This window comes from Klebsiella sp. TF21-TM (assembly GCF_019753495.1).
Classification (GTDB): domain Bacteria; phylum Pseudomonadota; class Gammaproteobacteria; order Enterobacterales; family Enterobacteriaceae; genus Klebsiella; species Klebsiella quasipneumoniae.
On sequence record NZ_JAIJYL010000001.1, the window covers coordinates 255,726 to 270,267 of the forward strand.

Here is a 14,542-nt window from a genome sequence, read left to right on the forward strand (position 1 = left end):
GGAACAACATCGGGACGCTGAGACAGGGGAGGGGAACAGCAGTATGTTCAACGGTCGCAGAAATGCGCTACTCCCGGCGTGGTTCTGGCTAACGGTGATGAATGTTTTTCGCTATACGGCCATACGGCAGAACCAGCTTCTGCATATCCGGTTGGGCGATATCAACCTTGAGGAACGGTGGATTGACCTGAACATCGAGGGGGCTAAAAACCATCGGGAGCATCGTGTGCCGATAGTGTCAGCGTTGTATCCGTCGCTGGAGGAATTGGTCAGAAAAGCCGGTGAGGCAGGGATGGAGTCGGGTGATCAGGTATTCAATGTGGGCTGGTTTGACCTGATGAGAAAAAGTAAGTACCCGGAGGTGATGAACGAGTACCCGCTGAGGGCGTTCTTCCGCCGCTTGTCCCGGGAGTGTAAGTTCACGATCACACCGCACCGGTTCCGCCATACGGTGGCAACGCACATGATGAAATCACCCGAACGTAATTTATACGCGGTGAAGAAACTGCTGGGCCATGTCAGCATAACATCAACGCTGGAATACATTGATGAAAGTGTTGATAGCCTGCGGGATATACTGGAAACCGAATTGATGTAGTGAGAAAGACTTCAGGAATGGCGTCAAATACTTACATTATTTGACATTGAAAAGATTTCTTGCAAATATCAGACGCGAAAAAACAGACTTGCGTGAACAAGTCTGTTTCTCAAGAGCCTTTCTTCAACAGCAAGTAACAGCGTTACATCGTGTTTTTACTGGCTCGCCTTCGTGTCCGTCAGAGTTGCATCTTGCAAAACTGACCAACCGGCTTTGAATAAGTGGTGCCCGGACTCGGAATCGAACCAAGGACACGGGGATTTTCAATCCCCTGCTCTACCGACTGAGCTATCCGGGCAACGGGGCGCATTAAACCGTAATCGCCGCGCCTCGTCAACGAAATTTATCTGTTTTGCAGCAGACTGAACAATCTATCACCACATTGCGCTAAAAGCACGCGTCTTCAGGCAAAAAACAGCGTCCAGGCCGCTGAAATCGGCATCGCCAGCACCAGCGCAGGCAGCATATTCACCACGGCAAACATTTTTATTCCGCAGATGCGCAGCCCGGTGGCCACCAGCAGCATACCGCCGACGGCGCTGAAATCCGCCAGCATCATCGGCGTGGTGAGCGGCATAATGATCGCCGCGCAGGCCGCGAGGGTCAGCTGGATAAGCAGCATCGGCACGCTGATGGCGGCGACGGCAATGCCCAGGGTGCAGGCGAAAATGGTGGCGGTGAAAAAATCAAGAAACGCTTTGGCAATCAGAATGCTGGCGTCGCCGGTCATCCCTTCGCGCATGGCGCCGAAGACGCCGGTGCCGCTGGCGCAGAACAGGACGATAATCGCCACATAGCTCTGAATATAGGAGTCATGAGCCGAGGCCTTTTTCTTACCCTTCGATGACAGCAACTGCTGAAGCTGACTGACCAGCGTATTTATGCCTTTTTCCATATTGCATATTTCGCCGAGCAGCGTTCCCACCAGGGTCGACAGCACCATCACCGGCAGATTGGCGCATTTAATCACCAGTAAAATACCGATGCCTAATGACGCCAGGCCAAAAATTGAGGTCATGGATGTGCGGATCCGTTCCGGCAACCGCTGGCTGAGTAAGGCGCCTAACACGCCGCCGACCAGCACCGCGCTGGCATTAATAAAAGGTCCTGTAACCACGCTGACTCCTGTTAAATATCCCTGATAACCGACTGATTATGACGTTAACCCGCCGTGAAAGCTTGTGTATCCGTGATATAAGTGCATACGGTTTTCATCTTGCGCCTGTCAGGGAAAGGTGCCATGATTGCGCGAATTTTCTCCTCCCTGATATGAGGCCGCCGATGACGACACTGCCATTACCTCGCCAGCGACGCCGCGCACAGATGCGTGGGCTGCCTCATCTTGCTACGCTTACCCCTCCGTTCACCATGCGGTGAAGGACACGTATGCTCACTGTAGGGCAACAGTAAGATCGGACGCGTCTGCTTTTACTGATGTCCGGCGGTCGGAGCTGAATCCGTCAGACCCGGACACATCGTTGGGCAAGGTTTCCCTTGTCTGAGATTTTTACACTCCCGATACGGGCATTTGCGCTTATGAAATCCATGCACATTGCCGCCAGCTGCGAGCTGGTCACCCGCTTGTCCACCCACCGCCGCGTTGTGGCGCTGGACAGTACCGATTTTACCGATGTGGCGGCAGTCGTCATCACCGCCGCGGACAGTCGCAGCGGTATCCTAGCCCTCCTCAGGCGTAGCGGATTTAACCTGCCGGTCTACCTGCTGAGCGAGACGGCGGTCGATAAGCCGGAGGGGGTACAGGCGGTGATCGCCGGTAAAGATCAGGAGTGGCTCGAGCTGGAAGCGGCGGCCTGCGATTATGAAGCGCGTCTGCTGCCGCCGTTTTTCAATACGCTGACCCAGTACGTCGAAATGGATAACAGCACCTTTGCCTGTCCGGGACACCAGCACGGGGCCTTTTTCAAAAAGCACCCCGCAGGCCGTCAGTTCTATGACTTTTTTGGCGAAAACGTCTTTCGCGCCGATATGTGTAACGCCGACGTAAAATTAGGCGATCTGCTGATCCACGAAGGGTCGGCCAAGCATGCGCAGAAGTTCGCCGCGAAGGTCTTTAATGCGGATAAAACCTACTTCGTCCTAAACGGCACCTCGGCGGCCAACAAAGTTGTGACCAACGCGCTGTTGACCCGCGGCGATCTGGTGCTGTTCGATCGCAACAACCACAAGTCAAACCATCACGGGGCGCTGATTCAGGCAGGGGCGACGCCTGTCTATCTTGAAGCCGCGCGCAATCCGTTCGGCTTTATCGGCGGCATTGACGAGCGTTGCTTTGATGAGCGCTACCTGCGGGATCTCATCCGCGAAGCGGCGCCTGAGAAAGCCACGGCCGCTCGCCCGTTTCGCCTGGCGGTGATCCAGCTCGGGACCTATGACGGCACGGTCTATAACGCCCGCCAGGTGGTCGATAAAATCGGCCACCTCTGCGATTACATCCTGTTCGACTCGGCGTGGGTGGGCTATGAGCAGTTTATCCCGATGATGGCCGACTGTTCGCCGCTGCTGCTGGAGCTGACGCCGGACGATCCGGGCATTTTTGTCACCCAGTCCGTACACAAGCAGCAGGCCGGTTTCTCGCAGACGTCGCAGATCCATAAAAAGGATAACCATCTGCGCGGCCAGGCGCGCTTCTGTCCGCACAAACGGCTGAATAACGCCTTTATGCTGCATGCCTCCACCAGCCCGTTTTATCCGCTGTTCGCCGCGCTGGACGTCAACGCCAAAATTCACGAAGGCGAGAGCGGCCGCCGCCTGTGGGCCGAATGCGTGGCGCTGGGCATCGAGGCGCGCAAAGCGATCATCGCCAACTGTAAGATGATTCAGCCCTTTATTCCGCCGATGGTGGCGGGGCGCCCATGGCAGGATCACCCGACCGAAGCGATCGCCCGGGAGCGTCGTTTCTTCAGCTTCGAACCGGGCGCGCGCTGGCATGGTTTCGAGGGCTATGCCGACGACCAGTATTTTGTCGACCCGTGCAAGCTGTTGTTGACCACCCCTGGCATCGACGCGGAGAGCGGGGAGTACAGTGAGTTCGGCATCCCGGCGACCATTCTGGCGCATTACCTGCGGGAAAACGGCATCGTGCCGGAGAAGTGCGATCTCAACTCGATTCTGTTCCTGCTGACGCCGGCGGAAAGCGCCGAAAAAATGGCGCAGCTGGTGGCGATGCTGGGGCAGTTTGAACAGCATATTGAAGCGGATACGCCGCTGGCCGATGTGTTGCCGACCATCTACAACAAATATCCGGTGCGCTATCGCGACTATACCCTGCGCGAGTTGTGCCAGGAGATGCACGATCTGTACGTCAGCTTTGACGTGAAGAGCCTGCAAAAAGAGATGTTCCGTAAACGGAGCTTCCCGCGGGTGGTGATGAATCCCCAGGATGCCAACCGCGAATTTATCCGCGGCGACGTGGAGCTGGTGCGTCTGAGCGAGGCGGAGGGCCGCGTCGCGGCGGAAGGGGCGCTGCCGTATCCGCCGGGGGTATTATGCGTGGTGCCCGGTGAGGTCTGGGGGGGCGCTGTGCTGCGCTATTTCCTCGCGCTGGAGGAGGGGGTCAATATGCTGCCGGGCTTCTCGCCGGAGCTGCAGGGAGTCTATAGCGAGACGGATCCGGACGGCATTAAGCGGCTGTATGGCTACGTGTTGAAGGGATAAAAAAACGCCCCGCCGAACAGGCGGGGCGTTTTACTTTTGCCGATCACGCGCTCTGCTGCGCGGCGGTCGGCTGTCTGACGTGTTTGTATTTGAACAGCGCCACGAAGGCAAAAGCCAGCGCCAGCGAATAGCCGGCGAAAATCAGCCACACGCTCTGCCAGTTAGTGATCCCTTCGACGGTAAAGTACTCCACCACTTTGCCGCTCACCATGCCACCGAGAATACAGCCGAAGCCGTTGGTCATCATCAGGAACATCCCCTGGGCGCTGGCGCGGATTTCCGGGCGCACCTCTTTCTCAACGAACACTGAACCGGAGATGTTGAAGAAGTCGAAGGCGCAACCGTAGACGATCATCGACAGTACCAGCAGCACGGTGCCGAACGGCGTCGGGTCGCCAAAGGCGAACAGGCCGAAGCGCAGCATCCACGCCACGATACTCATCAGCATGACGTTCTTAATGCCATAGCGGCTGAGGAAGAACGGGATGGTCAGGATAAACAGGGTCTCGGAGATCTGCGAGATCGACATCAGCACCGAGGCGTGTTCGACGATAAAGCTGCCGGCAAACAGCGGATCTTTATCGAAGCTGTGCAGGAAGGTATTACCGAACATGTTGGTGATTTGCAGCTCGGCGCCGAGCATCATTGAGAAGATAAAGAAGATGGCCATGCGCTTGTTTTTAAACAGCGCGAAAGCGTTAAGCCCCAGCATCTCCGTCCAGCTTTGATTACGCTGGGCGTTAGCCACCGGGATCGTCGGCAGCGTCAGGGTGAACAGCGCCAGCAATACCGACAGCGTCGCACCGATGTACAACTGCATATGGCTCAGCTCAAAGCCGGAGAAGCTGACGCCCCACATGGCGAAGATAAAGCCGATAGTGCCCCAGATACGGATCGGCGGAAAATCGGTAACGATATCCAGCCCCGCCGACTGCAGGCGATAGTAAGAGATGGTGTTAATCAGCCCCAGCGTCGGCATATAGGCCAGTGAGTTGAGGAGGATCACGAGGAACATTTCGCCCGGCGTGGTGACCTGCGCCGCCAGATACAGCGTCAGCGCACCCACCAGGTGACAAACGGCATACACCCATTTGGCGCTAATCCACTTATCGGCGACGATGCCGAGCAGCGTCGGCATCAGCACCGCGGCGATACCGAGCGAGCTATAAACCGCGCCGATTGCTGCGCCGTCAAACTTCAGGGTGACAAACATGTATGAGCCAAGCGTGGTAAGCCAGCTCCCCCAAAGACAGAACTGCAGGAACGACAGTATTTTGAGCTGCAGCTTAAGATTCATGTAGTTATCCTCACGAATATGGGCTTGTTATGTTTTTAAAATAACATTAAACCCGTTATTTTGATGCGATTCTATCATTCGCCAACCGAAGGCTTCTGTTAACTGCCGCAGAAAACCGAAAGATATTGCACCGTATGGCGCAGAAAAAACGCGGCCTCAGCGCGGGGCTGAGGCCGGTGTCAGGAGGGGGTTATTTACGGCGGTAGCTTTTCTGCGCCGTGTTAACTTTATACAGATAGCGGCGCGATTCCGCCGAAGGATGACGGGTAGTCAGGGTCTGGTAGACGTCCCCTGGCGCCATGCTGTTGATGATATTCGCCGCCTGGACTTTATCGCTGGAGAAGACCCGCAGCACGCTGCCGGCGCCGCCGTTATAGGCGGTGATCACCGCGTAGCGACGCGAGGTGGGGTTATCGATGCCGGCGAGGTAGACATTGTTCAGCATCGCCAGGTAGGCGGTACCGGTGTCAATGTTATTCGCCGGGTCGAACAGATAGCTGCGGCTTGGCAGGCCCGATTTACCCTGGGAACGGAAGACGTCTCTGCCGGCGCTGTGCTGGACCACCTGCATCAGCCCCATGGCGTCGGCATGGCTGACCGCATAAGGGTTAAAGGAGGATTCGGTCTGCATAATCGCGAGGATCAGCGACTCATCAACCCCATACTTACGCGAGGCCTGACGCACCATGCCGAGGTATTTATGCGCACGTTTGTCGAGGTGGTTCGGCACCAGGTTAATGGTGATGCTGTAGACCACGCGCAGGCCGTTGTTGCGGCTCTTCAGGCGGGTTTGCAGCAGATAGTCGGCAAAGCGCGCGGCGCGCCACTCCCAGCGAATCGATGCCCCGGTGTTATCCACCACCTGGCCATAGAGGAACGGCTCTTTGGAGATCTGAATGTCATCGACATCGGAATAGAGGTCGATGGAGTTGGGGTCATCGCCCATCAGCAGGGTTTTGACGATCGCCTGGCGCAGTCGTCCGCGCGGATCGGTGCCGGCGATGGTCTCGACGGTGATTGTCCCTTCATCGAAGTTGATGTGGCTGCGGGTTTGATACTGGTCGGTGTATTTGACGTAGTCCTTCGGCCCGGCGAGCAGGACTTCGTTGTACCCCCAAATGTTCTCGATGTTGTGGGCAAACTGGCCCATCAGGATATCAAAACCGTTGGTATCCTTGACCCAGGCCTCGTTGTATTCGGCGCCTTTTTTATTGGAGCTGGAACACGAAACGAGCAACGGCGCAATCAGCGCGAGCGCTAAGTATTTTTTCATCATTCCGGGCGTGCGTGTTGTGTTTGTTTTTAAAAGGCCGCAGGGCCCTTACTGTTTTTCCGGCGGCGTATAGCCTTCGATGTGCACGTCTTTCCCTTCAAACAGGAACTGCACCATCTCCTGCTCCAGCAGCTTGCGGTGCTCCGGGTTCATCATGCTGAGCTTTTTCTCGTTGATCAGCATGGTCTGCTTGTGCTGCCACTGCGCCCAGGCTTCTTTGGAGATTTCGTTGTAAATGCGCTTCCCGAGTTCGCCCGGATACAGCTGAAAATCCTGGCCGTCCGCTTCACGCTGCAGGAAGGTACAAAAAATGGTTCTGCTCATAATCAATCCTCTTTGATAGCCGAAAATTTATACCGGCGTTCCGGCTTTTAACTGTTGCAACAAACGCTCCACGGGGGCCGCCAGACCGACCGACGGCGGCTGCGCTAAGTTATACCAGAGTGCGTTGCCTTCATCCATGCATGCGCCAGATGAGTGCACTGTAAGCCACATCGGCACAATATCCAGATGGAAATGGCTGAAAGTGTGGCGAAAAGCGGTGAGCTGCGTCAGATTATCGGCCTTAATCTGGCGCTGTGCCAGCCACTCGCGCAGGCCCGCTTCGTCGGCAAACTGCGGAAAACAGAACAATCCGCCCCACAGGCCCACCGGCGGACGCTGGGCGAGAAACACCTCGTCGCCGTGCTGCATCAGCAGGAAATAGCCGGTGCGTTCCGGAATGGTCTGCTTCGGTTTTTTGCCCGGATATTCTGCCCATGAATGATTGGCGTAGGCCACGCAGCCGTTGCTCAGCGGGCACAGTTCGCACTTCGGCTTCGAGCGGGTGCAGACCATCGCCCCGAGGTCCATCATCGCCTGGTTAAAGCGCTCCACGCCTTTCGCCGGCGTGACCGCTTCGCTGATCTCCCACAGCCGTTTTTCCACCTCTTTTTTCCCCGGCCAGCCGCTGACAGCATAGCAGCGGGCGAGCACGCGCTTCACGTTGCCGTCGAGAATCGGATAATGCTGACCGAGCGAAAGGGATAAAATGGCCCCCGCCGTTGAGCGCCCGACGCCGGGAAGCGCCGCCACTTCGTCAAAGGTCTGCGGGAATTCGCCGCCGTGCTGCGTTGCCACCTGCTGCGCCGCTTTGTGTAAGTTGCGCGCCCGCGCGTAGTAACCCAGTCCGGTCCACAGATGCAGCACCTCATCCAGCGGCGCGTTGGCGAGATCGACCACCGTGGGGAAACGCGCCATAAAGCGTTCAAAATACGGGATAACCGTGGTCACCTGGGTTTGTTGCAACATCACTTCGGAGAGCCATACTTTGTAGGGCGTCTTGGCGATTTGCCAGGGCAGGGTTTTACGCCCGTATTTGTCGTACCAGTCCAGGACCTGGGCTGAAAATTGCGTGGCGAGAAAAGTCAAAGCTACGGCTCCGGGATCGCGATTACAGGGTGGCAGATTGCAGCACAAGGCCGAGTGGCTGTAAACCCTTGCATCCGCCGGGTAACTTTGGATAATGCCCGTTTTCCGAACACTTTCACTAGCAGACCTAACTTTTATGAAAAACGACGTCATCTCTCCGGAATTTGATGAAAACGGCCGTCCGCTGCGCCGTATTCGTAGCTTCGTCCGTCGCCAGGGCCGCCTGACGAAAGGGCAGCAGCATGCGCTGGATAACATTTGGCCGGTGATGGGCGTTGAATTCAACGATGCGCCGCTCGATTTCGCCGCCCTGTTTGGCCGCGAAGCGCCGGTCACCCTCGAAATTGGCTTCGGGATGGGCGCCTCGCTGGTGGCGATGGCAAAAGCCAAACCGGAACAGAATTTCCTCGGCATCGAAGTGCACTCCCCGGGCGTCGGCGCCTGTCTGGCCTCGGCCGAAGAAGAAGGTGTGCAAAACCTGCGCGTGATGTGTCACGATGCGGTGGAAGTGCTGCACACTATGATTCCGGATAACTCGCTGAATATGGTGCAGCTGTTTTTCCCTGACCCGTGGCACAAAGCGCGCCATAATAAACGTCGTATCGTGCAGCCGCCTTTCGCCGAGCTGGTGAAAAGTAAACTGAAGCTCGGCGGCGTCTTCCATATGGCGACCGACTGGGAAGCCTATGCCGTCCATATGCTGGAAGTGATGTCCTCGCTGGAAGGATACCGTAACCAGTCGGCAAGCAACGATTACGTACCGCGCCCGGAATCGCGCCCGGTAACCAAATTTGAACAGCGTGGCCATCGTCTCGGCCACGGCGTATGGGACTTAATGTTCGAGAGGGTGAAATAATGGCCAAGAATCGTAGCCGTCGTCTGCGGAAAAAAATGCATATCGACGAGTTTCAGGAGTTAGGCTTCTCCGTCGCCTGGCGTTTCCCGGAAGGGACCAGCGAAGAACAGATCGACCAGACGGTCAACGATCTGATCGAAGAGGTGATTGAGCCGAACAAGCTGGCCTTTGACGGCAGCGGCTATCTCTCCTGGGAGGGGCTGATCTGCATGCAGGAGATCGGTAAATGTACCGAAGAGCATCAGGCCATCGTGCGCCAATGGCTGGAAGCGCGTAAGTTAGAGGATGTGCGCACCAGCGAACTTTTTGACGTCTGGTGGGACTAAGTTTGACAAGGGTCGGCAACTGCCGGCCCGTTTTGTCTTAAGGGAGTTTTATGATGCGTAAAACGCTGCTGGCGGTGGCGCTCTCCGTCACCGCTTTGTCTGCCCATGCAGACTACCAGTGTAGCGTCACGCCGCGTGACGATGTGATCCTCACCCCGCAGCAGGTCCAGGTGAAAGGGGAAAATGGCAATCTGGTGATCAAACCGGACGGTAACCTGACCTTTAACGGCAAGGCCTATGCCCTCAGCGCCGCCCAGCGCGAGCAGGCCCAGGATTATCAGGCCGGTCTGCGCAGCAGCCTGCCGTGGATTGACGAAGGCGCGCGTTCGCGAGTCGAAAAAGGCCGCAAGGCGCTGGATAAAATCATTACCGAACAGGTCGGCGCCGACAGCAGTATGCACGGTCGTCTGACTAAGCTGGACGCGCAGCTGAAAGAACAGATGAACCGCATTATTGAGCGCCGCAGCGATGGCCTGACCTTCCACTATAAAGCCATCGACCAGGTGCGCGCCGACGGCCAGCAGCTGGTGAATCAGGCGATGGGCGGCATTCTGCAGGACAGCATTAACGAGATGGGGGCGAAAGCGGTGCTCAAAGGCGGCGGCAACCCGCTGCAGGGCATTCTCGGCAGCCTCGGCGGTCTGCAAACCGCGATTCAGGACGAGTGGAAAAACCAGGAGGCCGATTTCCAGCAGTTTGGTAAAGACGTCTGCAGCCGAGTGGTCTCCCTTGAGGACAGCCGCAAAGCGCTGGTGGGCTCGTTAAAGTAAGCGACATCCCGCTACCTGCGTCCGCAGGTAGCAAAATCAGATTTCATTTATCCTGCCTGCGGTGGCGAACGCCTTATGATGCCTGCTGTATTCATAAAAGGAATTTGCTGATGAAAGAGGCATGGAAAACGCTCACCGTCCTGATGATCGCTTCCCCTTGTTACGTGCTGGCGGATGCCAACACGCCAACAGACGACGTGGTGAAAAAGCAGTTTGCTGAACAGACTGGCGGGATTATGCGCTTGCAAAGTGTGACGCTAAAGCAGCTCGACGCCCGGGGAAATCAGGCGACCTATATGCTGGAAGGCGATATGGCCGCCGCGGAAGATCTCTATATTTGCGTCGGCGTCGCGGGAGATTACTTTTTTTATGAGCGAGTCTGGACCAGGGGGCGGCCGGTAAAATTCTCCGCCATGATGACCTCGGTAGGGACCAAAGACTCCGGCTGGCAGACCGAATTCTTTTCGCTGCAAATGGCGGCGAAGAGGGGCGGGAGAACCTTGAAGGAAATCGGAGGGGATGAAAGTAAAAACCTGATCGTTAATGACCACAAATTTATGGCGCAATTTGCCAAAATTAACGCCAGCTTTGCCGCCAGCAAAGCCACGATGAAGACGTTGCAAGGGCAACAGGATGCGCTGAAAACCGAGATCGCCGCGTTAGAGGAGCAGATTAACCGTTCATGGGGTACGGATGCGAACGGCAAGACGCTCGATCGCAGCGACGTGCAGCAGGCGATGCTGGAAAAAATGTATGAAGTAGATCGGCAAAACGATCCGCTGAAATTCGAGAATCATTACTACAAAACTATCTATGAACCCGCCCTGACCGCCTGTCAGAAAAAAGCGGTTTGCGATGCCGGGCCGCTGCGCGCCGAGCGCGATGCTGTGCTGAATGAGCAGAAGCGTAACTATTATCGCCAGCATAAAGAGATGAGTGAAAATATCAAAGCGGAGATGGCCGCGCGCGATAAAAAGATAGCGCCGCTGCAGAAGCAAAAAGGCGAACTGAGCGCTCAGCTGATGGCGCTGGAGATACGCTATCGGGATTTGGCTCGCGACGAAAAATACTGGCAGGAGGGGCTGGAGAAGATGCGCCGCGACGGGGTCCTTAAGTAGCCGAATCAGGTTCGGAATGGCCCGGCTGCGCCTGGCGGGTATAGGCTTGTCGGATGACACAATGTTCTGATATTGAAGATTTTTGCCTGACGGGCAGGGCGCTAAGCGCCGCCCGGGCAGAAGCGTTAGCACGGGGGCTAACGCTCGTTTTTCCTCAGGGAGGAGAGCCCCTTCTCTTGGGCAAAACCCTACATCAGCCCCAGCAGCTGTGGAATAAACAGCGAGATCGGCGGGATATAAACAATCATCATCAGCGCGATCAGCAGGGCGGCGTAGAACGGCAGCAACGGTTTGATGAGCTGCTGAATTTTCACTCCTGAAATGGAGCAGCCGACAAACAGCGCGCTGCCTACCGGCGGGGTCAGCAGGCCGATGCACAGGTTAGCGACCATCATGATGCCGAAATGAACCGGATTCATGCCTAAATCCTCAGCAATGGGCAGAAATATCGGCGTGAAAATCAGCACAGCTGGGGTCATATCCATAAAAATGCCAACGATTAGCAGCACGATATTTATCAACATCAGGATCACCACCGGGTTTTCCGACACCCCCATTAGCGCATCGCTTATCATGTAGGGAATGTCGGCGTTGGTCATCGCCCACGACATGCCCACGGAAAAGCCAATCAGCAGCAGCACAATAGAGGTCATGACTACCGATTCCAGAATCAGCTTCGGCAGATCGCGCCACTTCACTTCCCGATAGATCAGTACCGACAGGATAAAGGTGTAGACCACGGCGATGGCAGAGGCTTCCGTCGCGGTAAAAATGCCGCCAAGGATCCCGCCCATCACAATGATGACCAGCAGCAGGCTGGGCAGAGCATCGAAAGAGGCCTTTGCCGCCTGGGCGCAGGTCGGCCGTTCGGAAACCGGATAGCCGCGGCGTTTAGCGATGCAGCCGCAGACCAGCATAATAGCCAGGCCCATCAGGATGCCCGGCAGATAACCGGCCATAAACAGCGAGGCCACCGAGACGCCGCCAGCTGTCAGGGAAAAGACAATAAGGACGTTTGACGGCGGAATAAGCAGACCCGTGATGCAGGATGAGACGTTTACCGCTGTGGAAAAGGTCGGATCGTAGCCTTTCTGAGTCTGAATGGGGTTGAGCGTGCCGCCTACCGCCGCGGCGGCGGCGACGGCTGAACCGGAAATCGAGCCGAACATCATATTGGCCAGCACGTTGACGTGGCCCAGAGAGCCCGGCACGCGTCCGACCATCACCTGCGCCAGATTGATTAAACGTATGGCAATCCCGCCGCTGTTCATCAGGGTTCCGGCAAAGATAAAAAAGGGGATGGCCAGCAGCGCGAAGTTATCAAGCCCGTTCGCCAGGCGTTGAGACACGGTAATCACCGCGATATCCCAGGGAAACATCAGCAGCATTGAACCAACGGTAGCGATACCGATGGCGAAGGAGATGGGAACGCCAATACAAACCAGAATAAAGAAAGCGCCAAACAGCGTCAGTGCAATATAGCTATCCATGAGTGCTCCTTATTCTGCATGTTTGATGTTTTTCAGGCCGTTACTGATAAAACACAATGCGTAAAACATCATCATGATGCCGGTGAGCGGCAGGATCAGATACACGTAGCCCATAGGGATCTGCATCGCGGCTGAGACCTGGGCGGTCGACAGCGTTTTTGCAATCAGTTTTACGCCGCCGGTCACAATAACTGCGCCGGCAAACAGCAGGATCAGCAGGTTAATGATGACGCTGAAAAGCGCCTGCCTGCGGGGAGAGAGCGTCATGGTGAGTAAATCAATCGCCAGGTGACGCTGGGCGCCGACCGTATAGGCCGCGCCCAGTAGCCCGACCCAGATCATTAAGAAGCGCGCCAGCTCGTCGGTCAGGGTGCTTGGCTGGTTGAGCACGTAGCGGCTGAATACCTGCCAGACGACGCAGACAACCAGCGCAATCATTACAGCGACAGAGAAGGCGGCGATGGTGCGGTCCACCGCCAGCTTAATGCGGTTAAGTATCATCGTTGATTTCCTGGTGCAAACGGGCCAGCGGCCGGCCCGTTAAAGGTTATTCCGCGGCAGCTTCAAATTTGGCCAGCAGGGCGGCCTGGCTGGGATCTTTTTTAAAGTCATCGTATAGCGGCTGCACGGCGGCGCGGAACGGCGCTTTATCTACTTTGACTATTTCTCCGCCCAGGGCTTTGGCCTGCGCGCGGGTATCGGCATCGATCTTCCGCCACAGCTGTTGCTGATAAATCTCTGAGGCTTTCGCCGCTTTGATCAGAATGTGCTGCTGATCCGGCGTCAGCTTGTCCCAGGTTTTGCTGGAGATAACTAGGAAGTCAGGGATGGAGGCGTGCTCATCTTCAGAGAAGACTTTCGCGATTTCGATATGGCGCGTCTGCACCCAGGAGGGAACGTTATTTTCCGCGCCGTCAACCACCCCCTGCTGCATGGCGGTATAAACTTCACCAAAGGAGATGGGGGTCGGGGAACCGCCCATTAATTCGACCATTTTTAACGTTGTCGGACTGGCCTGGACGCGGATCTTCAGTCCTTTTAAATCTTCCGGTTTAGTAATGGGCTTTTTGGCATAAAAGCTTCGCGTCCCGGCGACATAAGCGGAAAGGGCAAAGAATCCTTTCTCTTTCGTCGAGTTCATTATTTCCTTGCCCACCTCGCCGAAGACGACTTTATTGAAGTGATTCTGGTCGTTAAACAGGAAGGGTAAATTATAAATGGCGTAAATATTATCGAAAGACTCCAGATCGCTGGCGGAACCTTTGGTCATATCCAGCGCGCCATTTTGTAATAACTCCATGGTCTCGCGCGCGCTGCCCATCTGACTACTGGGGTAAATACGAATCTTCATCTTACCGTCAGAAAGCTGGTTTACCTCTCTGGACATCTCCTCCAGCGCCTGATGCACCACATGGCTGCGCTCAAGGTTATGTGCCAGTTTTAACGTGACTTTTTCAGCCGCGACGGCCCCTGCGGAGAGTAGGGCCAGTAAAGCTATACCTACCAGAGAACGATAAAAAGGGTATTTTTTCATGAGTTGGCTCCATGCACTTGGGATAATTGGTCAATATCTTTAGCATCATGCTTTATTTCTGTATGACATATTATCTTTGTTGTCGTACATCTTTAAGCTACCTGACTCACACTTTCTGGCAATGAGGTAAGGAAATAACCGATCTTATTGCTGGATTGATATTTGGCTTGTATTAATTAATGCAAATTAATTTGA

Annotated in this window: 13 protein-coding genes, 1 tRNA gene and 1 pseudogene; 6 read left to right on the top strand and 9 right to left on the bottom strand. The window is 55.7% G+C overall.

Features of this window, described 5'->3' with window-relative positions:
• Positions 1-58: 58 nt before the first annotated feature.
• Positions 59-598 (top strand): annotated as a pseudogene (locus K5R89_RS01315) (site-specific integrase); the annotation flags it as partial.
• Positions 599-820: 222 nt separating this feature from the next.
• On the opposite strand, the gene K5R89_RS01320 reads toward K5R89_RS01315, so the two are convergent.
• Positions 821-896, bottom strand: a tRNA-Phe gene (locus K5R89_RS01320).
• 105 nt (positions 897-1,001) lie between these two features.
• Positions 1,002-1,715: a DUF554 domain-containing protein gene (locus tag K5R89_RS01325; RefSeq protein ID WP_023291007.1), complete on the bottom strand. Its 714-nt coding sequence runs from the start codon at positions 1,713-1,715 to the stop codon at positions 1,002-1,004.
• Between the two features lie 419 nt (positions 1,716-2,134).
• Here K5R89_RS01325 and K5R89_RS01330 point away from each other — a divergent pair, with 419 nt between their 5' ends.
• Positions 2,135-4,273: an ornithine decarboxylase gene (locus K5R89_RS01330; protein WP_023291006.1), complete on the top strand. Its 2,139-nt coding sequence runs from the start codon at positions 2,135-2,137 to the stop codon at positions 4,271-4,273.
• A 43-nt stretch (positions 4,274-4,316) separates the two neighbouring features.
• On the opposite strand, the gene K5R89_RS01335 is transcribed toward K5R89_RS01330, so the two are convergent.
• The 4 genes from K5R89_RS01335 to mutY form a co-directional block, all read right to left on the bottom strand.
• Positions 4,317-5,570, bottom strand: coding sequence for a nucleoside permease (locus K5R89_RS01335; RefSeq protein ID WP_049014214.1), 1,254 nt, complete (start codon positions 5,568-5,570; stop codon positions 4,317-4,319).
• Positions 5,571-5,760: 190 nt separating this feature from the next.
• On the bottom strand, positions 5,761-6,843 hold the full coding sequence (gene mltC, locus K5R89_RS01340; protein WP_002916629.1) for a membrane-bound lytic murein transglycosylase MltC: 1,083 nt from the start codon (positions 6,841-6,843) through the stop codon (positions 5,761-5,763).
• A 48-nt stretch (positions 6,844-6,891) separates the two neighbouring features.
• Complete coding sequence (locus K5R89_RS01345; protein WP_004105744.1) at positions 6,892-7,167, bottom strand: oxidative damage protection protein; 276 nt, start codon at positions 7,165-7,167, stop codon at positions 6,892-6,894.
• A gap of 27 nt (positions 7,168-7,194) precedes the next feature.
• Positions 7,195-8,253, bottom strand: coding sequence for an A/G-specific adenine glycosylase (gene mutY / locus K5R89_RS01350; RefSeq protein ID WP_017899765.1), 1,059 nt, complete (start codon positions 8,251-8,253; stop codon positions 7,195-7,197).
• A 136-nt stretch (positions 8,254-8,389) separates the two neighbouring features.
• Between mutY and trmB the strand changes: the two genes are divergently transcribed.
• The 4 genes from trmB to K5R89_RS01370 all read left to right on the top strand — a co-directional run bounded on the left by trmB (position 8,390) and on the right by K5R89_RS01370 (position 11,323).
• A complete protein-coding gene (trmB, locus tag K5R89_RS01355) occupies positions 8,390-9,109 on the top strand; it encodes a tRNA (guanosine(46)-N7)-methyltransferase TrmB (protein WP_004205192.1) in 720 nt (239 codons plus the stop codon).
• Complete coding sequence (locus K5R89_RS01360) at positions 9,109-9,435, top strand: YggL family protein (protein ID WP_023291003.1); 327 nt, start codon at positions 9,109-9,111, stop codon at positions 9,433-9,435. Before trmB ends, K5R89_RS01360 begins: the two co-directional genes overlap by 1 nt.
• A gap of 50 nt (positions 9,436-9,485) precedes the next feature.
• On the top strand, positions 9,486-10,205 hold the full coding sequence (locus K5R89_RS01365; RefSeq protein WP_032428990.1) for a DUF2884 domain-containing protein: 720 nt from the start codon (positions 9,486-9,488) through the stop codon (positions 10,203-10,205).
• Between the two features lie 110 nt (positions 10,206-10,315).
• Positions 10,316-11,323, top strand: a complete 1,008-nt coding sequence (locus tag K5R89_RS01370) for a DUF1202 family protein (protein ID WP_064158001.1) — start codon at positions 10,316-10,318, stop codon at positions 11,321-11,323.
• Positions 11,324-11,511: 188 nt separating this feature from the next.
• On the opposite strand, the gene K5R89_RS01375 is transcribed toward K5R89_RS01370, so the two are convergent.
• From K5R89_RS01375 to K5R89_RS01385, 3 genes are read right to left on the bottom strand one after another with little or no spacing between them, the layout of a single operon-like run.
• Positions 11,512-12,813 carry a TRAP transporter large permease gene (locus K5R89_RS01375; RefSeq protein WP_217259126.1) on the bottom strand — a complete coding sequence of 434 codons (1,302 nt, stop codon included), beginning with the start codon at positions 12,811-12,813 and terminating at the stop codon, positions 11,512-11,514.
• A 9-nt stretch (positions 12,814-12,822) separates the two neighbouring features.
• Positions 12,823-13,314, bottom strand: a complete 492-nt coding sequence (locus K5R89_RS01380; RefSeq protein WP_044524703.1) for a TRAP transporter small permease — start codon at positions 13,312-13,314, stop codon at positions 12,823-12,825.
• 46 nt (positions 13,315-13,360) lie between these two features.
• The gene (locus K5R89_RS01385) at positions 13,361-14,347 is read right to left on the bottom strand and encodes a TRAP transporter substrate-binding protein (RefSeq protein WP_101989448.1); all 987 of its coding nucleotides are present in this window, start codon (positions 14,345-14,347) and stop codon (positions 13,361-13,363) included.
• Between the last annotated feature and the right edge of the window lie 195 nt (positions 14,348-14,542).

Coding starts and splice junctions, on each gene's coding strand:
- K5R89_RS01385 (WP_101989448.1), bottom strand. CDS start 14,347: ATGAAAAAATACCCTTTTTATCGTTCTCTGGTAGGTATAGCTTTACTG.
- trmB (WP_004205192.1), top strand. CDS start 8,390: ATGAAAAACGACGTCATCTCTCCGGAATTTGATGAAAACGGCCGTCCG.
- K5R89_RS01375 (WP_217259126.1), bottom strand. CDS start 12,813: ATGGATAGCTATATTGCACTGACGCTGTTTGGCGCTTTCTTTATTCTG.
- K5R89_RS01365 (WP_032428990.1), top strand. CDS start 9,486: ATGATGCGTAAAACGCTGCTGGCGGTGGCGCTCTCCGTCACCGCTTTG.
- mltC (WP_002916629.1), bottom strand. CDS start 6,843: ATGAAAAAATACTTAGCGCTCGCGCTGATTGCGCCGTTGCTCGTTTCG.
- K5R89_RS01335 (WP_049014214.1), bottom strand. CDS start 5,570: ATGAATCTTAAGCTGCAGCTCAAAATACTGTCGTTCCTGCAGTTCTGT.
- K5R89_RS01360 (WP_023291003.1), top strand. CDS start 9,109: ATGGCCAAGAATCGTAGCCGTCGTCTGCGGAAAAAAATGCATATCGAC.
- K5R89_RS01370 (WP_064158001.1), top strand. CDS start 10,316: ATGAAAGAGGCATGGAAAACGCTCACCGTCCTGATGATCGCTTCCCCT.
- K5R89_RS01380 (WP_044524703.1), bottom strand. CDS start 13,314: ATGATACTTAACCGCATTAAGCTGGCGGTGGACCGCACCATCGCCGCC.
- K5R89_RS01330 (WP_023291006.1), top strand. CDS start 2,135: ATGAAATCCATGCACATTGCCGCCAGCTGCGAGCTGGTCACCCGCTTG.
- K5R89_RS01345 (WP_004105744.1), bottom strand. CDS start 7,167: ATGAGCAGAACCATTTTTTGTACCTTCCTGCAGCGTGAAGCGGACGGC.